Genomic DNA, 19,044 nt, shown 5'->3' with positions numbered 1-19,044 from the left:
CGCTTACAATCCAAACGTTCGCTTAAAATTATAAAAAGTACTGTTTCGTTCGGGTAAACCGAACTTTTTTTATTTTTGTGAGAAAATACTAATTTAATTACGAACGCAACCAGTAAAATAACTGGTAAAATAATTGAGTAGAGAAAATTAAATAAAGTTATTCTGGAGATGAATATGCACACAAATGATGAAATGCAAGCATTGCTGGTTGATACCGTTCGACGAAAAGTTGGCTATCCCGTCAGAAAAAAAGTAACGCTTGGGATAATGGGTGGTGTTGCTATTTCTTTGGGATTTTTAGCAGCAATACGTGCAATGGCACCACTAACTGCTCTCCAATCTCCTATTGTTTCCTTGGTCGGTGCGTCTTTATTTCCGGTTGGACTAATTATGATTGTGTTCACTGGACAGGAGCTCGCTACTGGAAATATGTTTATTCTTGGTTACGGCGCTTTAAACCATAATTTGGGTTGGTTGCGTTATTTTTTTGAAGTAACACTGATAACTTTGCTCAATGGACTTGGTGCGATTTTATTAGCCTATATTTTTGGATATTACTTAGGGCTGACTAAGGTGGATATTTATGGCAAACAAGTTGCTGCAATGGCAATGGCTAAAGTAACCCCAAGTATGCCGATGATCTTCTTTTCGGCAATCGGTGCGAATTGGTTAGTGGCGATGGGTGTATACTTAGGTATGGTCGCCAAGGATGCCATTGGGAAAATAGTAGGTATGTGGTTTCCAGTCATGATCTTTGTGTTAATTGGATTCAATCATGTTATTGCTAACTTTTTCTTGCTGCCAGCTGCTTATTTTAATGGTACGATTACATTGGTACAAATGTTGCATAATCTTGTGCCGGCATTTTTAGGTAACACGTTTGGTGGCTTATTACTCGCTGTTTCATTTTATTTCACAAAGGACAAAAATAATGCTTGAACGATATTCACGAGAACAACTCCGCGACATTTGGTCGCTGAAAAATCAATATCAAACATGGTTAGATGTTGAAATTGCTGTTGATGCTGGTTGGGTCGCTGAAGGCCATATTCCAGCCGAGGATCTTGCAAAAATACGTGCCAATGCAAAATTTGATGTAGATCGAATAGCAGAGATAGAATTATCTACACGACACGATGTAGTTGCATTTACACGTAACGTATCTGAATCTTTGGGTGATGAGCGGAAGTGGATTCATTATGGTCTAACTTCAACGGATGTTGTTGATACAGCACAAGCTTTACGTTTGCGCCAAGCCAATGATATGATAAAAAAAGATTTGCAAGACTGGCGTGAAGCAATTAAAAGATTAGCCTTGCAATATAAAGATACAGTTATGATGGGGCGTACGCATGGTGTGCATGCTGAGCCAACAACTTTTGGTTTGAAGATGGCACGTTTTTATGCTTCAGCAACACGCGCTATAGAACGTTTTGATCGTGTTGCTGCTGAAGTTGAAACAGGTAAGCTTTCAGGTGCCGTTGGTACATTTGCTAACGTGCCACCACGTGTTGAAGAAGTTGCTATGAAAGAACTTGGGCTAACTCCTCAACCAGTTGGTTCGCAAGTACTACCACGTGATTTACACGCAGATTATATCCAGACAATTGCCTTGATTGGCACGCAAATGGAAGAGCTAGCCACTGAAATTCGTTCCTTACAGCGCTCTGAAATACATGAAGTTGAAGAAGGCTTTGCTAAAGGACAAAAGGGCTCATCGGCCATGCCACATAAGCGAAACCCAATCGGTGATGAAAACATTACTGGATTGGCACGTGTGCTACGTGGTTATGCAGTAACTGCTTTGGAAAACGTTACTTTATGGCATGAGCGTGATATTTCGCATTCATCTGCAGAGCGTGTCATACTTGCGGATGCAACCGCATTACTTGATTACATGTTAAACCGCCATACTGGCATTCTAAATAATTTGGGTGTGTTCCCAGAAACAATGAAAAAGAATATGGACCGTACGTATGGTTTAATATATTCACAGCGTTTACTGTTAAGTTTGATTGATGCAGGATTGTCACGTGAGCAAGCATATGACACTGTGCAACCGTTGACAGCTCGTTCGTGGGATGAACAATTGATGTTCCGCAACCTAGTAGATGCAGACCCAACTATCCAAGCAAACTTAACAAAAAAACAGGTTGATGATGCATTTGATTATCATTATCATTTACGACATGTTGATGAAATTTTTAAGAGAGTAGGTTTAGCATGAAACCTTTAATCACACACCCAGCTATTAAAGGGGTGTTGGCAACAGAAACAGATATTCAAGCACAAGTTCAACGCGTGGCAAATGAATTGACTACAAAGTTTGAAGGAAATAAAGAGCGACCTATTTTCATTGCCGTATTAAAGGGTGGTGTTATCTTTGCAACTGATTTACTTCGAAAGATGCCATTAGATGTTGATTTTGATTTTGTAGACGTTAAAAGCTATTCAGGTGCAGCATCAACCGGTCAAGTCAAGGTGGTTCATGATGTTAGCATGGATTTAACTAATCGAGATGTTGTTATTGTTGATGAGATTATTGATTCAGGAAGAACAATGCAGTGGCTGCACAATTATTTTGAATTAAAGGGTGCATCAAGTGTCACCACAGTGGCGTTAGCTGATAAAAAAGAGGCTAGAGTAGTTGATTTTGAAGTTGATTATTTTGGTTTAGATGTACCAGACGAATTTTTGGTTGGTTATGGTATGGATTATAACAACTTCTTCAGAAATTTACCGGTAATTGCTATTGTTGACTTTGATAAAGTTGACTTAATAAAATAATTAAATGAAAAAGCATCTCATTGAGATGCTTTTTGTTGTGCAATAAAACTTTGTAGGCTAGGGCTGTATATTAATGGTTTATGTTGCAACTCCGTTATATTTTGGGCACCAAGTAAAGTAAATAGGCGTGGTAACGCTACTTGCCATGCATTAATTTCTTCGAGTAATGATTTTTGACCTTTTTCCATTAGGGTTGTGAGAATAAAACCAGCACTAGAAGTTAAAGATGCGCCCAGCATGAGACTAGTTATAACATGATTCACACTTTGAATGCCTCCTGTTGCAATTAGGGGCAAATAATTGTTAGCCATTTTTGCTTCCAGCAAACTTTCAACGGTTGATAATCCGTAATTATCTAAATTGATAGCTTCAGAAAGTCGATTACGCCTTTGTTCAATAAAAGAAAAATTTGTTCCGTTTGCTCCGCCAACGTTGATAGCAGCAGGGTTTAAATCGGCAATTTGTTTGAAAGTAGACTGACTCATGCCAAAGCCAACTTCCTTAATTATCACCGGAACAGGTGACTTTGCAATGATCTCAGCAAGATTTTCTAGCCAATAGAATTTGCGATCACCTTCAGCCATGACAAGTTCTTGGGCAGCATTAACATGAAGTTCGATAGCATTAGCGTCAATCATATCAATGGCAGTACGCACATTTGAAATAGGATGATCGGCCCCTAAATTGGCAAATAGAAAGCCATCAGGATTTTTCTTGCGAACAATTGTGAATGTTTCACGTGTTTCAGGTTCTTTTAGTGCAATTGATTGTGAGCCAACTGCCATAGCAATATTTGACTCAGCAGCTACCTCAGCAAGTTCCATATTGATGCGACCAGTTAAAACTGATCCCCCTGTCATGGCTTCGATGTAAAAGGGCCATTTAAAATGGTGATCAAACAAATTGGTTGAAGTATCAACTTCTGACACACTCATTTCGGGAAAAGTGTTGGGCAACCAACGTACATCATCAAAAGTCGCACCAATGACAGGCATTGTATTTTGACGCCAGAGTTTGACACCAAGTGATAGATGTTCATCTTTACGATGGGATTGAGCAGATTCAGTCATTTTAACCTCGATTCTGTGGGGCAACTTGGACGTAATGTGGCTCAATTTCAGCTGCAAGCCACTTTTCTGGTAAATCTGTAGGTTCATTAACAACAGCAAACCCATTGTCACCAAATCCAGCACCACTGATTTTTCCTGCGGTATCGCCAAGTGTCTGCAGTAGAGTTGCTAGTTTTGGCGTAACGTATTTCTGGGATAATGTGTGCCGTAAGATGGTTTGATTTAATTTTAAACCTTTTGAAAATTGCTCGTAGTCTTTTTTAATAACCGATTGAACGACATCGTTAGCGATATATTGACTTTCTTCGAAAAAAGAAGTTGGCAATGTTTTTGAGGAGAGTGCTTTATGTGTATCGGCGCTTTCATGTGTGGCGCCTAAGAGGATTTGCCAGTCCTGCGGCCAACTGAGGGGAACAATGCTTAGTTTTTTCCAAGGGACATCAACAATTTCAGGCTGAAGCCAATTTTTATCTGCTGTTTGATATTGAGATAAATCGGGGCTTTGGTATGAAATAGCACCGCCATATGTTATTGCAGCAACATCACCTAATGAACCATTTTTTTGCACGTGCAAGTGTGCGAGCGCAGCAATTTTAAATTGAGTCAGTAACGTTAGGTTGAGTTTGAAATGATTGTTAAAAGCCGATATGATGCCTACAACTACGGCCGCAGACGAACCAAGACCAATTTTACCTGTATGATGATTCATATTACTTTTGATATCAATATTTACTTCTTGTAATTTTGGACTTAATTTTTTCGTGTGAACATAATGGGTCATCAGATTCACAGCCGCGCGAACAAAACGCCAGTCATCAGTTTGCTCTGGCGTTTCTTGGTTGATATTGAAAGTTAGATCATTTCTGATGATATTAGAAGTAATAGTGGAAACTTCACGGGCTGTGGTAATTTCTATTGTTAACCCTGTAGTAATGGCAACAATTAGCGCGGTATTACCAGGATTAGTAATTGCATATTCACCAGCCAAAAAGAGTTTACCAGGGATCAATATTTTAGTCATAAGAAATTCCAGGCCCGCTTTGAGCAATTTCAAGTTTCAGAGATGGTATGGCATGATTTAGTATAGTCACAATTTTGGACGCTTCTTGCATTGTTGTGATAATTTTAACGTTTGGCCCTGCATCAATCGTTGCATAGGCTAATATACCTTGATGGCGCATATCTTGTATCAAAGATAAAATTAATTGTGTTTTGTCTGTAAAATAAGTGAATGGGCTTTTTGTAGCTGTTAAATTTAAAGCATGCATACCCAAGGCATTATCTTCAGCCAAGGCACCAATTTTGTCAATATCTTGATCTAGGATGGCATGTTGCATATCAATGAATTGATTAGCAGACTTTGATATCCAGCGATCATAATTTGGTGAGGTAACTGCACGTTTCATCCCCTCAGTTGAAGTTATCTTTTTAGGCGCATCACAAACTTCAGCAACAACCAAGGCAATGGGTAATTCAGGAGCGTTAAGGCTCTCGGCAAAAGAAGATGCGTCGTCAATACCTTTATGCCACATGGCGAAGTTACCAAAAAAAGAGCGACTAGCTGAACCGGAACCACGACGGGCTAAGCGGGATAATTCTTCCTTGGATAGGTCCATTCCTAGCTCGTGTGTAACAGCTCCCGTTAATGCAGCAAAAGCTGAAGCAGAGGAGGCTAATCCAGCACTTGTGGGCACGTGATTTTCAGAAACAACCTGCAACGGTGTAAAGTCTCCTAACTGCTGTCGTAGAATATCCAAAAAGTTATGAACACGGGTGGCGTCCACGACTTGATTATTCAAAATAAAACAATCATGCTTGGCAGGTTCCACAGAAGTTGTTGTGTAAAACTTGTCTAGTGTTAATGAAAGTGAGCTAGTTGTCGGTAAGTTCAGTTCCGTATTTTTTTTCCCCCAGTATTTTATGAGGGCGATATTTGTATGGGCAGTAACTTTCATAAGGGTTGAATCCATGTATTCTGTGCGCCAGCTTTATTGAGAGCATTGGCAATTGCGATTGCGTCATTGTTATTTCTAGCTAAAGCAAACATAGCACCACCAATGCCAGCTCCAGTGAGTTTTGCACCTAAAGCACCAGCATGTGTAGCAGCGTTTACTAATTTGTCTAGTTTAGGATGTGAAATTCCCAATGATTGTAATTCGTGGTGGGCTGCTGTAAACATCAAGCCTAAATGCTCAGGATTATTTTCAGAAATATCAATCCGTATTTTTTCAGCAATTTGTCCGAGATGACTAATTGTTGACCAAGCGCGTTCTTGATCGTTACTCAAAAATTCTTTGACTATACTGACAGCGTGAACGGTTTGACCATGGATACCTGTATCGGCTAATACCAACGTGCCTGATAAGTTCATTTCAAATTTTTCCATTGTTTCGTTCTTGATAAACCAAATAGGGTTGCTCGAATTAACGGTGGTGGCATCTAGTCCAGAAGGCGATCCATGAGAGATGACTTCTTCAACGTTTGTGAAGTAGTTCAGTTCCGTATTACTTAAAGTTGTGTTAAAGTAATCAAAAAATGCTCTTGTAATCGCAGTTGCTAGAGCAGCTGAAGCACCAAATCCTCGCTCTTGAGGAACATTTGATTCAATAGAAAGAAGGAATGGCACATTAGTCATTTTGAATTTATTGATTAGGCGCAATAATAGCTGGCGGATACCTTCAACGTTTGCACCAAGTTCACTTAAATCACCATGAAATTCAGCACCATCAATTGTTTGACCACGAAATGCTGGTCTCAATGTAGCAGTGACCGTCATATTTGGTAGAGGAATTGCAATGGCAGGTTCGCCATAAACAACGGCGTGTTCGCCGATTAATATTGCTTTTGCGTGGGATTGACCTACGCCATTCATTTGACTTAACATAAATTTCTCCAGATGTACTTTACTATTGTACCGCACAGTAGTATTTAGTGTAAAATATAAAAGAGAATTGCGTTGTTTAGTGCGCATAATGATTGTGTAGTAAACAGCGTAATTCTCACATAAAAAGTGCTAGCACGCACGTTTAGAAAGGTGCTTTATATGAACGCCAACGATACATTCGTGGTTGTCGATCTTGAGACCACAGGACATAGCGTAAAAAAAGGTGGACGAATTATTCAAATTGGTATGACATTTATAAAGAAACGTCAAATTATTGATCATTTTGAATCTTTCGTCAATCCAGGCCAATTAATTGATCGTCAGATTCAACAGCTCACGCATATATCACAAAATGATGTGCAGAACGCACCGTATTTCGAAGAAATTGCACCATTATTGCAAAACTTACTTCAAGATGCAGTGATTATTGCGCATAATGTTAATTTTGACTATCCCTATTTAAATGATGAGTTCGAAAGAACTGGTTTTCCACTCTTAAAATCCGCCGCTATCGACACAGTACAGCTTGCTCAAATATTGTTTCCAACAGCGCCAGGATATCGTTTATTAGATTTAACGACCTATTTAAATATCACGCTCAAAAATGCACATCGTGCCAATGCGGATGCACATGCCACGGCTTTGCTGTTTTTGAAATTTTGGAAAAAACTTGAAGAATTACCAGACATTACATTAAAACAATTGCAACAAGGTGATTGGCCGTTACTGCGTCAAACACAGCAATTTTTAAAGCTTGTTCATTCAAAAAACAAGCAAAATTTTGGTACTGTTGAGCAAGTCGCTTTGTTAACCCCTACAGCAGAACAATCAATTCATACTTCTAAATCTGTGCAAGTTGATTATCCAGAAACAAGTGGCGAAAAGACAAAGTTATTTGGGCAGTGGTTAACGACAAATGTTGCACAGAACAGTTTAATGGATCGTGCCAATCAATTCTTAAATAAACGTACCGATGGCTTGCTGACCATTTTGACCGGTCCGAGAGTTGGAAAGACATTGGCCTATTTAGTTCCAGTTATTCTAAGTGGAAAAACAGCGGTTTTATTGACTAATGATGAGAGTTTACAAGCTCAGCAAGTAGATATTATTACTAATCTTACAAAACTATTTAGCCGACCAATACAAAGTGCTATTTTGTATAAGCCTTCAGAATATATAGATGTTGAAAAGTTTGCTCAAACTTTAAAAGAAAAAAATACACTGCAAATTCAATTTTTTAAAGCTCGTGTTTTGGTTTGGCTGACGCAAACAAAAACTGGTTTACTTCGAGAAATTTCGGTAGGTGTTCAAAATGATGACTACGTGTCATCAATTCGTGGTGACAGTGGTGCGCAATTTTTCGAAAAGGCTTATAAAAGTGCCCATCAAGCTAATATCATTATCATGAACTTCAGCACATATTTTTTGCAAAGCCAAAAATTACGCGAAGCGAAAAAGATTGAAAAATGGCCAGTTGTTGTCATGGAAACGCCAACGCAATTTGTGGATGACTTACATGATTATTTTCACGTTTCTTTAAATGTTACGCAGTATCAAAACACTTTAAAAGGCTTGAATCATCAAGAGATAGCTGGTTTGACGCATAAACAACGCTTATTTATTCGGCAGAGTTTAAGTGAAGCATTAAAATTATTAAAACAAATATTGCAGTCCGATAATCAACGAGCTAATTTAAAGCGTGTGGAACGGTTTCTATTGATAATATTACATTTAAAGGAATTGTTTGAAATTAGCGAAAATAGTATTCCTCGTGAGTTCCAAGATACTCGAGATCAATTGTTGAAGATTAGACGCTTACAGTTACAAAATGACATTGTGGTGGCAAATGAATTTTCCGAAGTTAACGGACAAACTCAAACTGAAGTCGTATTCGATATTTTGGAACGTGCGATTTATCAAGAAGAATTTGTTTCCAATGTTCATAAATTATTAATTGTTAGTGAGTTTTTACCAACAGAGGTTACGGAATTCTTACGTGATGTACCGGAGTCCTTTACTGTTGAGCGTGAATTAGTTCATAATGATTTACAACCAATTCATGTTGTACAATTGCAACGTTCGTCTCCGATAGTCCATTTACAAGCTATTACGCAGCGTAATGTTGGAGAAATACTATTAATTGTCCCTAATGAAGAACGGGTTAATCATTGGTACCAAAAAATAAAATATGCGGTGACAACAAATTATAATATTGTCGCGGAGGGAATTACTGGCTCGTTGGAAAAAATACAACGACAGAGTCAAACCAAACGAAATAATATTATTATTGTTACCCCAAAAATTTTCTCCACTATGTGGCTTAGAGAGCAGGAATTACCTGCAATTGTAATTGTTCCAGAACGAGAAGTATGGCAACCTGTATCACGTTTAGCTTATGTTTTAACCCAAATGCAACGTCATCAAAATGGTATATTAGTTTCTCAACTAAATGCTATGCAACGTAATCGATTTAAGCAACAAATTGTCGTTGAACAGATGAACTTGAAAAAAGGTTTAGAACAGCAATATGATCGATTATTGCATAACATCTAACTCGCAGATCAAAATTACCATATTTTTTGGTATAATATCATGTGTACGTGCCATTATGGAGGGTTCAAAAAATGATACAATTTAAAGATGATATTCGAATCCGCCAGCGACATCGTCAAGCGCGCATTCATTGGGCGCACTTCTGGTTCATAATAATCGGCATTCTGATTATCCTAGCAGCCTTTATTTTGGGGTATTTTTACGTTTCATTAGCTCCAATGCGCCAGGCAGAAAATCGAGTTGAAAAATTAGTACGTGAGAAGACGAGCATTGCAACAGTAACACAAGTATCTGTTAATTATCGAAAGACGACTACTTATGCCGTTCTAGGACAAACAACGACTGGTACTCAAAAAGTTGCAATTGTTCGCAATAATAAGATAAAAACATATAATCGTTCATCAGGGATGACAGATAGTCAGCTCAAAAAACTGATAACTAACAAATACAAGCCAAAAAAGTTATATTCAGCTAATATAAGTGAATACCAAGGTGTATTAGTTTGGGAAATTAGTTATAAAGGGCAGGACAATAAATTGAATTATTTAACATTAGACTTTAAATCAGGAAAGACGTATCGTGCCATTTCAGGTATGTAAGAGGTAACTATAAAGTGAAGACTTTTTCGAATCGTGTGAATGCCATAACTGCTTCTCCAACGTTAGCTATGAACGCCCTTGCTAAACAAATGCAAGCAGAGGGTATCGATGTCATTAATTTAGGCGTAGGTGAACCTGATTTTCAAACACCTAAAAATATTTCTGATGCAGCTATTGAAGCGATTCAAGCACAAAAAACAAGTTTTTATACACCAGCCAGTGGTTTACCTGCATTAAAACAGGCGATTGTTGAAAATGTCGCTCAGCGGTATGAAGCAAGTGTTACTACTCAAAATATTTCCGTAACGACAGGCGCAAAATTATCACTGTATGTATTGATGCAGGTTTTACTGAATCCTGGTGACACAGTCGTTACTGCTGCTCCGGAGTGGGTAAGTTATGTTGAACAAATCAAGCTAGCTGGAGGTGAACTGATAGAAGTTCATTCGGAAAGCTCGTCGATGAAGTTAACCGTTTCAGATTTGGACAAAATAAAAAAAACAGTTAAGTTGGTTATTGTCAATTCTCCTACCAATCCAACTGGACAAGTCTACAGTCGACAAGAGATTCAAGACATTCTAGATTGGTCAAATACACATGGGGCCTATGTTATTTTAGACGAAATATATGGTCAACTTGTTTATAATGGCGCTGAGTTTACATCTGGGCTACAGTTACAACCTCTTGAAAACAGTGCTATGATTATTGTGGATGGCGTGTCTAAGGCATACTCAATGACAGGATGGCGTATAGGTTGGACTTTAGCGAGCTCAGAAATTATTTCGGCGATGAATAAGTTATTGGGACACATGACTTCCAATCCAACGGTAGCGGCTCAATACGCAGCAATTGAGGCATTGAATGGGGAACAACACACTGTTGAAAAGATGCGTCAAGCGTTTGAACAAAGATTAAATACGACTTTTGAGGCAATAAACAAAATTAATGGCGTACATGTTGATATAAAGCCGCAAGGTGCCTTTTATTTATTTCCACAAGTTGATGAAAAGTTAATGAAACTTGTTGGCGTAAGTAATACTGTTGAATTATCAACGAAAATTTTGGAAGAAGCACATGTTGCTTTGCCTGCCGGTGAGGGATTCGGAATGCCAGGATATCTGCGTTTGAGTTATGCTAAAGACCAAGATACCCTTAATGAAGCAGTTTTACGTTTGATGCAATTCTTTAAAAAATATACGAAAGATTAATATAGTGATGACTGAAGAAATACCTAAAATTAAGATTATTGATGCAAAGAATTTTGTTGGAAAGACAGTGACTATTGGGGCTTGGCTCCGTCAAAAGCGCGGCAGTGGCAAAATAGCATTCTTACAATTACGTGATGGCACAGCCTTCTTCCAAGGGGTTGTTGCTAAAGCTGACGTGTCAGAAGAAGTGTTTGAAACTGCTAAAAGTTTGAAGCAAGAAACTAGTATTTATGTTACTGGTGAAATTCATGAAGATGCTCGTTCATCTTTCGGTTATGAAATGGCTGTTTCTGATATTAAAGTAATTGGTGAAAGTCATGACTATCCAATTACACCTAAAGAGCATGGAACTGAATTTTTGTTTGACGAACGTCATTTGTATTTACGCCATCTAAAGCCGTTTGCTACTCTAAAAATTCGTAATACACTTGTTGCAGCAACATACGAGTTTTTTAACAAAGAAGGCTTCACGAAAATAGATGCCCCTGTGCTGACTGGATCTGCACCAGAAGGAACGACTGAATTATTTGAAACGGATTATTTTGGCGAACCAGCATTCTTGTCGCAAACTGGTCAATTGTATGCTGAAGCTGGCGCAATGGCATTTGGCAAAGTATTTACATTTGGGCCAACATTTCGTGCAGAAAAATCTAAGACGAGACGTCATTTGACTGAGTTTTGGATGATTGAACCTGAAATGGCCTTTATGGATCAAGAGGAAAGCTTGAAACTCCAAGAACGTTATATTGCTTTCTTAATCTCAAAGGTGCTCGAGAATAATGATCAAGAACTTGACATTCTCAAGCGTGACAAGGATCTACTTCGGTCATATACGCAGTTACCATATCCACGTGTGAGCTATGATGATGCAGTTAAATTATTACAAGATAATGATTTTGATGTGGAGTGGGGCGTTGATTTTGGTTCACCCGAAGAAACGTTCTTGGCTAATCACTTTGCTAAACCCGTGTTTATTGTTGACTTTCCAAAAGTAATTAAGCCATTCTACATGAAGCGCCATAAAACACGAGACGACATTGTTGTTTCAGCTGATTTATTAGCTCCAGAAGGTTATGGAGAAATTATAGGTGGATCAGAACGTGAGACGGATTATGACTACCTGAAGAAGGAAATTGAAAAACTGGGGTTGAATATGGATGAGTATGCTTGGTACCTTGATTTGCGTAAGTACGGTTCAGTGCCGCATTCAGGATTTGGCCTGGGGTTGGAACGTATGGTAACATTTGTAACCGGTGAGGAGCATATTCGTGAAGCCATTCCATTTCCACGAATGACCAATCGCTTACGTCCTTAATTATAGTTTTGTAGCATAGTATTCTTATTCGAATGTGATACACTATTTATATAAGAAAAACGTCCAATTTATTTGGACGTTTTTAAAACCGAGGAAATATGACGTTAGAAAAAAGATTACAACAGTATATTCAGGCTGGTAACACTGGCGTAAGTAATGACTTGTTGTTACATTATCAAGATGTTGGTCTAGATAATGATGATTTAGCATTGTATATGCAGGTGGAGCGTATTCAAGGTCGGGGAGATCAAGCTACACCGGCAGCTATTGCCCAGGTAATGCATACGACCGAAAAAATTGTTATTACGCGTTTGCAGAGTTTGATAAGACGAGATTTGATGCAGGTGGTAGGTGGCAGTATTCAGACTGAAACTTATGATTTTACACCATTATACGAAAAGCTATTAGATGGTCAAACGACACAACGGTCGGAAATTGTGTCAGATGGTAAGAGTGCTCGTCGTGAGATTATGCAGACGTTAGAGGCAGAATTTGGGCGTCCGTTATCACCAATGGAAATGCAAACTGTTGGGCATTGGTTCGACCAGGATCATTTTGAGCCAGTGATGATGTTATTGGCCATTCAAGAGGCTGTTGCAAATAATGCCCGTAGTTTGCGTTATATTGAAACAATTTTAGCCAACTGGCAACGTGACAATATTACTACACCACAGGCAGCGCAGGTCTCTAAGCAGCGCAGACGTGGTGTAACATATAACAATATTATTGATTAATTATTTAAAAATAATATTGTAGTGATTATCAAGATGAAAACCAAAAATGGGCTGATTATTTTCTGTGAGAAGAATAGTATTAGCCGGTAGTGTACGCAAACGTGCGAATAGTTGTGATAGCGTCATCGCATTAGTCTGATCACTAGCTAGCAATAAAATATCCGAATGATTATTTGCATATTTTATTTCTGTCACTGGATTAACAAATCCCTCAGTTTGCACTAATAATTTTGTATCAAGTGACATATATTGTGTTAAATCTTCTAAATCAGTTAATCTCATACGCTAATTATAAAGGAAAATCATGGAAAAAACATATCATTTAATGGCGACAGCAGCAGCAGGGTTGGAATCTCTTGTTGGTAAAGAGCTAGAACGCTTGGGTTATGAACATCAAGTTGAAAATTATCGAGTACGTTTTGACGGTACACAAAAAGATATATTGAATACTAACATTTGGCTTCGTACAGCGGATCGAATTAAGATTATTGTGGGTGAGTTTGATGCGACGACATTTGATCAGCTGTTTGAGGGCGTTAAAGCGTTACCATGGGAGGATTATTTGAACTATGATTCAGAATTCCCCGTTGCTGGACGTTCAAAAAAGTCTGAGTTATTTAGTGTGCCAGATGTTCAAGCCATTACTAAAAAAGCAATTGTCAATAGATTACAAGAAGCTTATCATATTCGAACACGATTGCCTGAAAATGGGTATTTTGCACAACTTGAAGTGATGATTGATAAAGATCACGTTATGGTTACCTTGGATACAACAGGGGAGTCTTTATTTAAGCGTGGCTATCGTGTGAATAAAGGTGGTGCACCATTAAAAGAAAACTTTGCAGCGGCACTAGTTTTGCTGACAAATTGGCACCCAGATCGTCCATTTGTTGACCCAACAACTGGTTCTGGAACGATTGCGATTGAGGCAGCATTAATTGGTCGTAATATCGCACCTGGATTAATTCGTGATTTTGATATTGAAAGCATGGACTGGTTTGATAAAAAATTGTCAGACGAAGTTCGTGATGCGGCTGAAGCGCAAGCTGATTATGACCGCACTCTTGATATCGAAGGGTTTGATATTGACGAAAATATGGTTGATATTGCCAGAGAAAACGCAAAACATGCGGGACTTAGTCAGGATATCACTTTCAAACAGCTAGCCGCCAAAGACTGGACAACTGATAAGCTTAACGGTGTACTGGTGACTAATCCGCCCTATGGTGAACGTTTAGGTGAACTTGAAGCCGCCCGTGAGCTATACGAGCAAATGGGTACTGTTTATCGTAATCTGCCAAGTTGGAGTAAGTATATTTTAACTAGCGACTTGGAATTTGAAAAATCTTTCGGTGAAAAAGCAACAAAACGACGCAAATTATATAATGGGGCATTACGTGTCGATTACTTCCAGTATTGGGGTAAGCGTGTTAGATAAAAAACGAGAGATCATTGATCTCTTGTTTTTTATTTTCATGGTGACTACTTGTGCGATATGACCAATGACAAATTTTTTCTTTGTACAATATTTTCGTGAAAAAATAATTCATCATTGTTAGAATAAAGCAACAATGAAATGAGGATTCAATATGATTAAGTCAAAGTTAGAACAAGTCGGCATTTTTAATGATAATTTAAATAAGGTAAAGCCTAGCCCAATCCATTCATTCGATGAAAAAGTTAGTGATATTCCTAATATCCTGAAACTAACAATTGGTGAGCCAGATTTTTCAGTGCCTAAGCATATTAAAGAAGCTGCCTTAGCTGCAATTAGTGCAGATGATTCACATTACTCAGTTTCAGCAGGAAAGAAAACACTACGTCAAGCAGCTAGTGACTTTTTAAATGATCGTTATGGGCTTGATTTTGACCCAGCTGAAGAAATCATTACAACAGTTGGTGCTACAGAAGGTCTTTATACATTATTGGCAGCAATTTTGAATCCAGATGATAAGATTTTGATCCCGACGCCCGCCTATCCAGTGTATGCTGAAATGACACGCATTAATGGCGGACACCCAGTGTTTATTGACGTTTCGGAAGACGAATTTGTACTAACACCAGACCATTTACGTGAAATCATTGCTACCGAAGATCATATCAAAGCAATTATTATCACCAATCCTTCTAATCCAACTGGAGTGACCTACACAGCAGAACAGTTGAAAGACTTAGCAGACGTGGTACGAGAAACAAATATTTTAATCATTTCAGACGAAATCTATTCTGAATTGAGCTATGATGCACCTCACGTTTCAATGGCTAGCATTTTACCAGAACAAACAATTGTTGTTAATGGCGTATCAAAGTCTCATGCCATGACAGGCTATCGAATCGGTATTTTGGCGGGTCCTGCGGCTTTAATGAAAAAAATTAATATGGTGCACGGTTTTGTCATAATGACACCTTCAAATCCTGCAATGGCAGCGGCTACTGAAGCATTTAAAAGTTCAGAAAGTAAGGACGATACATTATGGATGAAAGAGCAATATAAAAAAAGACGCGACTACTTAGTTGAAAAAATGACAAAACTAGGGTTTGAAATGGCAACACCAAGTGGCGCATTTTATATGTTTGCTAAAATACCTGCAGATTTAAATCAAAATGACGTGGAGTTTGCTTATGACCTGGTTGATAGGCAACAATTGGCAGTCGTTCCTGGATCAGGATTTGGCCCGGGTGGTGCAGGATATGTACGAATTAGTTATGCGGCGTCTCTGGACATGCTAGAGATAGCTATGAATCGTTTGGAAAGTTATTGTGAAGAAAAGAGAACGGTAAAAATTTTATGATTGTCCTATTATAATTTTTATGATAAAATAAATTATTTCTAATTTATAAGGACGGGAATATGACATCAGTTTATATGCGACGGGCGCATGAGGAGGATATAAAATCAATTGTATCAATCATTAATAATGCCCGTTATTATCTGAAAGAACAAGGACTCTCACAGTGGCAATCGGGGTATCCTAATCAAGATACGATTGAGGAAGACTTAGCATTGCAAAGAGGATTCGTGTTGGTTGTGGATCATCAAGTTGCGGGATATACAGCAATATTAGCAGGTGAAGATCCGATATATACGCTGATAGAGGACGGCCAGTGGCTTAATGTTGAAACGGATTACATTGGCATTCATCGCTTTGCTATTCTTGATAAGTACAGAGGGCAAAAATTGGCGCAGCGATTCATGACTGCTATTTTGACACTTTTCTATGGAAACGGTACAAGTGATTTTCGAATTGATACTCATCCAGGTAACTTGCCAATGCAAGCTGTTATCACAGGCAATGGATTTGAGAAACGTGGCATTGTGCACATTAATGAAGGAGAAGAAATTAATGGTGTTCGGTGGGCGTACCAACTAGTATTGTAACTAATTAAAAAACGCGAACTTTAATGGTTCGTGTTTTTTAGTGCTTGCAAAGCTAAATTATGAGCTCCGCGATTTTCTTTTTCTGGAACCCAATTGATCAAGACTAGAGGGTATGGTGTCAATTGTAGATTGATTTCATCAACAAGTCCTTGGTAGTGTTTTGCATAAGATTTATGTAAGGCATCGGTTACGATTTTTGAATCACTATATATTTGTACATTTTCATTGCTAGGTAGCTGCTTTAATGCCCAAAGAACAGCCAAAAATTCAGCCTCATGATTATTAACAGTCTCTCTCAAGGCGGTTTTTAGCTGCTTTTGTACTTTATCAACAATTAAAACTGAGCCAGCTGATGAACGGCCGGTAGTTACGTCACGTGCTGCGTCAACATATAGTGTAATCATATAGGGTTCCTTTTAATTGAACGTATACTGGAAGTATAACAAATTTTGTTGAAATATTATATGTTGTCGTCGAATCACACATTGAGGATAATAATAAACTATGCTTTGTTAGTAGTAAGTTTTTACATTCCTTTAATTGAAATCTGGTAAAATATTAGTTGAATACGTTTACAGAAAAGGGCAACACATGATACCAAAACGCGGTTTTTTTCAACCACTGGATTCAACTGGTAAAATTAGTTGGTTGTGGTGGGGTATATTTTTTATGGGTAGTATTGTCGTTTGGGATGAAATGAGTTTCAAACTTGAAATCCTACCAATTTTGTTTATGATGGTGATGATTTTATTAGGCGTACTATTAGTCGTTCGTCGACGTGTTTACATCGCTGGACCTAATCTTTTTTTGGGTCGGGTGTTATTATCAGAGTATGAAAAAATTTCTTTGAAAGATATTGAACATTGGCAGTTGAATGGTCATGTTTTATCATTTGTTCGTGCTGATCGAGAACGAAAATATTATCTTACAAAAAACATTGTGCAACAAATTAAGGATTACATGGATACTGATGACAAATAAAATATTAATTCATATAACAGATCAAGCTGGGCGTGTTGATGCTGTATTATCGAAAGAAAATCTGAGTTACTCACGTACTACACTCTCAAATTGGTTAGTGGATGGTACGATTTTAGTTAACAATCATAAAGTAAAACGCTCATATAAAGTTGTCAGTGGAGATACAATATCTATTACACCACCTGATACTCAAGAAACAACGATTGAAGCTGAAAATATTCCGCTTGATATTATTTATGAAGACGATGATATTATTGTTGTAAACAAGCCACAAGGAATGGTCGTGCACCCTGCTGCAGGGCATAGTTCTGGTACATTGGTGAACGCATTACTTCATCATTCACCATTGTCAACCATCAATGGTGAATTCCGACCTGGAATAGTACATCGCATTGATCGCGATACTAGCGGTCTACTAATGGTCGCAAAAAACGATAAGGCTCATCGTTCACTATCCGAACAGTTAAAATCTCATAAAAACCAGCGCGTGTATTACGCGCTAGTCCGTGGTGAATTTACAGAAGATTCAGGAACAATTGAAGCCCCGATTGGACGTCATAAAATTGATCGAAAAAAGCAAGCAGTTATTGAAGGGGGCCGTGAGGCTGTCACGCATTTTCATGTCTTAAAACGATACGTGGGTTATACGCTGTTACAAGTGAATTTAGAAACTGGTAGAACGCACCAAATAAGAGTGCATATGAGCTACATTGGTCATCCAGTTGTTGGAGATCCGGTATACGGTACGGCACAGAAGCTAGATGGTATACAGTTGAATGGGCAATTGTTGCATGCTAAGACACTAACTTTAGAGCAACCTACAACAGGCGATGAACTGTCATTTGACAGTCCATTACCAGATTACTTTGAATTTGCTTTATCAACATTGACACCGATTAATAGAGAGGAAGATGAATATGCCAAATAAAGAAGTTTTAGATAATGCCTCATTACAGCGCGCGTTAACTCGTATTACATACGAGATAATTGAGCGTAATAAGGGTGGTAAAAATTTGGTTCTGGTAGGAATCAAAACACGCGGCGAGTATCTTGCACGCCGTATTGCAGATCGTTTAGAACAATTAGAAGGTGTTCAAATTCCGGTCATGGCTATTGATATTACTAACTTTCGTGATGATAAACCTGACCAGCATAACGATTTAGGTTTGAACTCAGAAGAGCGATTGAACATTTCCGAACAGAATATTGTTTTAATTGACGATGTATTGTTTACAGGGCGAACTATTCGAGCAGCATTGGATGCACTGATTCATATTGGTCGTCCTAAAACAATTTCACTAGCTGTTTTGGTGGATCGTGGACACAGAGAATTGCCTATTCGAGCAGACTTTGTTGGAAAAAACATTCCCACCGCACAGAATGAAAAAATTAAAGTCTTTGTGCAAGAAATTGATGGAAAAGATGCAGTTGAAATTGTTCATTAATAACTTTTTTGGTATCTAAGGATCAATTGATATTTTTGTGGGGAAGTAAATAACAGATAATCTGTTACTTTAATGGTGTATACAATACA

20 protein-coding genes are annotated in these 19,044 nt (G+C 38.2%); 14 read left to right on the top strand and 6 right to left on the bottom strand.

The window, feature by feature from the left end; all coding sequences use genetic code 11:
* The first annotated feature begins 174 nt into the window (after nt 1–174).
* Genes JNUCC76_RS07470 through hpt form a run of 3 tightly spaced genes read left to right on the top strand, consistent with a single transcriptional unit; the run spans nt 175 to nt 2,787 of the window.
* Entirely contained in the window at nt 175–939 is a 765-nt protein-coding gene (locus JNUCC76_RS07470; protein WP_454153815.1) for a formate/nitrite transporter family protein, read from the top strand.
* Nucleotides 932–2,227: an adenylosuccinate lyase gene (gene purB, locus JNUCC76_RS07465; RefSeq protein WP_454153814.1), complete on the top strand. Its 1,296-nt coding sequence runs from the start codon at nt 932–934 to the stop codon at nt 2,225–2,227. The genes JNUCC76_RS07470 and purB overlap by 8 nt, the downstream gene beginning before the upstream one ends.
* Nucleotides 2,224–2,787: a hypoxanthine phosphoribosyltransferase gene (hpt, locus tag JNUCC76_RS07460; protein ID WP_454153813.1), complete on the top strand. Its 564-nt coding sequence runs from the start codon at nt 2,224–2,226 to the stop codon at nt 2,785–2,787. The genes purB and hpt overlap by 4 nt, the downstream gene beginning before the upstream one ends.
* 17 nt (nt 2,788–2,804) lie before the next feature.
* Here the strand turns inward: hpt and fni are convergent, their stop codons facing one another.
* The 4 genes from fni to mvk are packed head-to-tail and all read right to left on the bottom strand — an operon-like array spanning nt 2,805 to nt 6,741.
* Nucleotides 2,805–3,857, bottom strand: a complete 1,053-nt coding sequence (gene fni, locus JNUCC76_RS07455; protein ID WP_454153812.1) for a type 2 isopentenyl-diphosphate Delta-isomerase — start codon at nt 3,855–3,857, stop codon at nt 2,805–2,807.
* A 1-nt stretch (nt 3,858) separates the two neighbouring features.
* The gene (locus JNUCC76_RS07450; RefSeq protein WP_454153811.1) at nt 3,859–4,878 is read right to left on the bottom strand and encodes a phosphomevalonate kinase; all 1,020 of its coding nucleotides are present in this window, start codon (nt 4,876–4,878) and stop codon (nt 3,859–3,861) included.
* Entirely contained in the window at nt 4,871–5,812 is a 942-nt protein-coding gene (gene mvaD, locus JNUCC76_RS07445; protein WP_454153810.1) for a diphosphomevalonate decarboxylase, read from the bottom strand. Before mvaD ends, JNUCC76_RS07450 begins: the two co-directional genes overlap by 8 nt.
* The gene (gene mvk / locus JNUCC76_RS07440; protein WP_454153809.1) at nt 5,809–6,741 is read right to left on the bottom strand and encodes a mevalonate kinase; all 933 of its coding nucleotides are present in this window, start codon (nt 6,739–6,741) and stop codon (nt 5,809–5,811) included. Before mvk ends, mvaD begins: the two co-directional genes overlap by 4 nt.
* A 159-nt stretch (nt 6,742–6,900) precedes the next feature.
* Here mvk and JNUCC76_RS07435 point away from each other — a divergent pair, with 159 nt between their 5' ends.
* The 5 genes from JNUCC76_RS07435 (at nt 6,901) to JNUCC76_RS07415 (ending at nt 13,150) form a co-directional block, all read left to right on the top strand.
* Nucleotides 6,901–9,294 carry an exonuclease domain-containing protein gene (locus JNUCC76_RS07435; RefSeq protein WP_454153808.1) on the top strand — a complete coding sequence of 798 codons (2,394 nt, stop codon included), beginning with the start codon at nt 6,901–6,903 and terminating at the stop codon, nt 9,292–9,294.
* A 71-nt stretch (nt 9,295–9,365) separates the two neighbouring features.
* Nucleotides 9,366–9,893, top strand: a complete 528-nt coding sequence (locus JNUCC76_RS07430) for a hypothetical protein (protein ID WP_454153807.1) — start codon at nt 9,366–9,368, stop codon at nt 9,891–9,893.
* A gap of 14 nt (nt 9,894–9,907) precedes the next feature.
* Complete coding sequence (locus tag JNUCC76_RS07425) at nt 9,908–11,101, top strand: pyridoxal phosphate-dependent aminotransferase (RefSeq protein ID WP_454153806.1); 1,194 nt, start codon at nt 9,908–9,910, stop codon at nt 11,099–11,101.
* Nucleotides 11,102–11,108: 7 nt separating this feature from the next.
* Nucleotides 11,109–12,416: an asparagine--tRNA ligase gene (gene asnS, locus JNUCC76_RS07420; RefSeq protein WP_454153805.1), complete on the top strand. Its 1,308-nt coding sequence runs from the start codon at nt 11,109–11,111 to the stop codon at nt 12,414–12,416.
* A 98-nt stretch (nt 12,417–12,514) separates the two neighbouring features.
* Nucleotides 12,515–13,150, top strand: coding sequence for a DnaD domain-containing protein (locus JNUCC76_RS07415; RefSeq protein WP_002815059.1), 636 nt, complete (start codon nt 12,515–12,517; stop codon nt 13,148–13,150).
* Here the strand turns inward: JNUCC76_RS07415 and JNUCC76_RS07410 are convergent, their stop codons facing one another.
* A complete protein-coding gene (locus JNUCC76_RS07410; protein WP_454153804.1) occupies nt 13,151–13,432 on the bottom strand; it encodes a hypothetical protein in 282 nt (93 codons plus the stop codon).
* Between the two features lie 22 nt (nt 13,433–13,454).
* Between JNUCC76_RS07410 and JNUCC76_RS07405 the strand changes: the two genes are divergently transcribed.
* The 3 genes from JNUCC76_RS07405 to JNUCC76_RS07395 all read left to right on the top strand — a co-directional run bounded on the left by JNUCC76_RS07405 (nt 13,455) and on the right by JNUCC76_RS07395 (nt 16,529).
* Entirely contained in the window at nt 13,455–14,588 is a 1,134-nt protein-coding gene (locus JNUCC76_RS07405; protein WP_454153803.1) for a THUMP domain-containing class I SAM-dependent RNA methyltransferase, read from the top strand.
* 151 nt (nt 14,589–14,739) lie between these two features.
* Nucleotides 14,740–15,942: an aminotransferase class I/II-fold pyridoxal phosphate-dependent enzyme gene (locus JNUCC76_RS07400; protein ID WP_454153802.1), complete on the top strand. Its 1,203-nt coding sequence runs from the start codon at nt 14,740–14,742 to the stop codon at nt 15,940–15,942.
* 59 nt (nt 15,943–16,001) lie between these two features.
* Nucleotides 16,002–16,529, top strand: coding sequence for a GNAT family N-acetyltransferase (locus JNUCC76_RS07395; RefSeq protein ID WP_454153801.1), 528 nt, complete (start codon nt 16,002–16,004; stop codon nt 16,527–16,529).
* Nucleotides 16,530–16,549: 20 nt separating this feature from the next.
* Here the strand turns inward: JNUCC76_RS07395 and JNUCC76_RS07390 are convergent, their stop codons facing one another.
* Nucleotides 16,550–16,933 carry a ribonuclease HI family protein gene (locus JNUCC76_RS07390; protein WP_454153800.1) on the bottom strand — a complete coding sequence of 128 codons (384 nt, stop codon included), beginning with the start codon at nt 16,931–16,933 and terminating at the stop codon, nt 16,550–16,552.
* A 187-nt stretch (nt 16,934–17,120) separates the two neighbouring features.
* Between JNUCC76_RS07390 and JNUCC76_RS07385 the strand changes: the two genes are divergently transcribed.
* From JNUCC76_RS07385 to pyrR, 3 genes are read left to right on the top strand one after another with little or no spacing between them, the layout of a single operon-like run.
* Complete coding sequence (locus tag JNUCC76_RS07385) at nt 17,121–17,510, top strand: EbsA family protein (RefSeq protein ID WP_454153799.1); 390 nt, start codon at nt 17,121–17,123, stop codon at nt 17,508–17,510.
* Complete coding sequence (locus tag JNUCC76_RS07380; protein WP_454153798.1) at nt 17,500–18,438, top strand: RluA family pseudouridine synthase; 939 nt, start codon at nt 17,500–17,502, stop codon at nt 18,436–18,438. The genes JNUCC76_RS07385 and JNUCC76_RS07380 overlap by 11 nt, the downstream gene beginning before the upstream one ends.
* The gene (pyrR, locus tag JNUCC76_RS07375; RefSeq protein WP_011680067.1) at nt 18,428–18,955 is read left to right on the top strand and encodes a bifunctional pyr operon transcriptional regulator/uracil phosphoribosyltransferase PyrR; all 528 of its coding nucleotides are present in this window, start codon (nt 18,428–18,430) and stop codon (nt 18,953–18,955) included. Before JNUCC76_RS07380 ends, pyrR begins: the two co-directional genes overlap by 11 nt.
* The last annotated feature ends 89 nt before the right edge of the window (nt 18,956–19,044 follow it).

The organism is Leuconostoc sp. JNUCC 76, assembly GCF_053667755.1.
Note: the sequence above shows the minus strand (reverse complement) of the source record. Positions and strands in the feature narration are given on the sequence as shown.

What these genes read in the sequence shown, in the direction of transcription:
- JNUCC76_RS07470 (WP_454153815.1), top strand. Translation starts at nt 175, where the DNA reads ATGCACACAAATGATGAAATGCAAGCATTGCTGGTTGATACCGTTCGA.
- purB (WP_454153814.1), top strand. Translation starts at nt 932, where the DNA reads ATGCTTGAACGATATTCACGAGAACAACTCCGCGACATTTGGTCGCTG.
- hpt (WP_454153813.1), top strand. Translation starts at nt 2,224, where the DNA reads ATGAAACCTTTAATCACACACCCAGCTATTAAAGGGGTGTTGGCAACA.
- fni (WP_454153812.1), bottom strand. Translation starts at nt 3,857, where the DNA reads ATGACTGAATCTGCTCAATCCCATCGTAAAGATGAACATCTATCACTT.
- JNUCC76_RS07450 (WP_454153811.1), bottom strand. Translation starts at nt 4,878, where the DNA reads ATGACTAAAATATTGATCCCTGGTAAACTCTTTTTGGCTGGTGAATAT.
- mvaD (WP_454153810.1), bottom strand. Translation starts at nt 5,812, where the DNA reads ATGAAAGTTACTGCCCATACAAATATCGCCCTCATAAAATACTGGGGG.
- mvk (WP_454153809.1), bottom strand. Translation starts at nt 6,741, where the DNA reads ATGTTAAGTCAAATGAATGGCGTAGGTCAATCCCACGCAAAAGCAATA.
- JNUCC76_RS07435 (WP_454153808.1), top strand. Translation starts at nt 6,901, where the DNA reads ATGAACGCCAACGATACATTCGTGGTTGTCGATCTTGAGACCACAGGA.
- JNUCC76_RS07430 (WP_454153807.1), top strand. Translation starts at nt 9,366, where the DNA reads ATGATACAATTTAAAGATGATATTCGAATCCGCCAGCGACATCGTCAA.
- asnS (WP_454153805.1), top strand. Translation starts at nt 11,109, where the DNA reads ATGACTGAAGAAATACCTAAAATTAAGATTATTGATGCAAAGAATTTT.
- JNUCC76_RS07415 (WP_002815059.1), top strand. Translation starts at nt 12,515, where the DNA reads ATGACGTTAGAAAAAAGATTACAACAGTATATTCAGGCTGGTAACACT.
- JNUCC76_RS07410 (WP_454153804.1), bottom strand. Translation starts at nt 13,432, where the DNA reads ATGAGATTAACTGATTTAGAAGATTTAACACAATATATGTCACTTGAT.
- JNUCC76_RS07405 (WP_454153803.1), top strand. Translation starts at nt 13,455, where the DNA reads ATGGAAAAAACATATCATTTAATGGCGACAGCAGCAGCAGGGTTGGAA.
- JNUCC76_RS07400 (WP_454153802.1), top strand. Translation starts at nt 14,740, where the DNA reads ATGATTAAGTCAAAGTTAGAACAAGTCGGCATTTTTAATGATAATTTA.
- JNUCC76_RS07395 (WP_454153801.1), top strand. Translation starts at nt 16,002, where the DNA reads ATGACATCAGTTTATATGCGACGGGCGCATGAGGAGGATATAAAATCA.
- JNUCC76_RS07390 (WP_454153800.1), bottom strand. Translation starts at nt 16,933, where the DNA reads ATGATTACACTATATGTTGACGCAGCACGTGACGTAACTACCGGCCGT.
- JNUCC76_RS07385 (WP_454153799.1), top strand. Translation starts at nt 17,121, where the DNA reads ATGATACCAAAACGCGGTTTTTTTCAACCACTGGATTCAACTGGTAAA.
- JNUCC76_RS07380 (WP_454153798.1), top strand. Translation starts at nt 17,500, where the DNA reads ATGACAAATAAAATATTAATTCATATAACAGATCAAGCTGGGCGTGTT.
- pyrR (WP_011680067.1), top strand. Translation starts at nt 18,428, where the DNA reads ATGCCAAATAAAGAAGTTTTAGATAATGCCTCATTACAGCGCGCGTTA.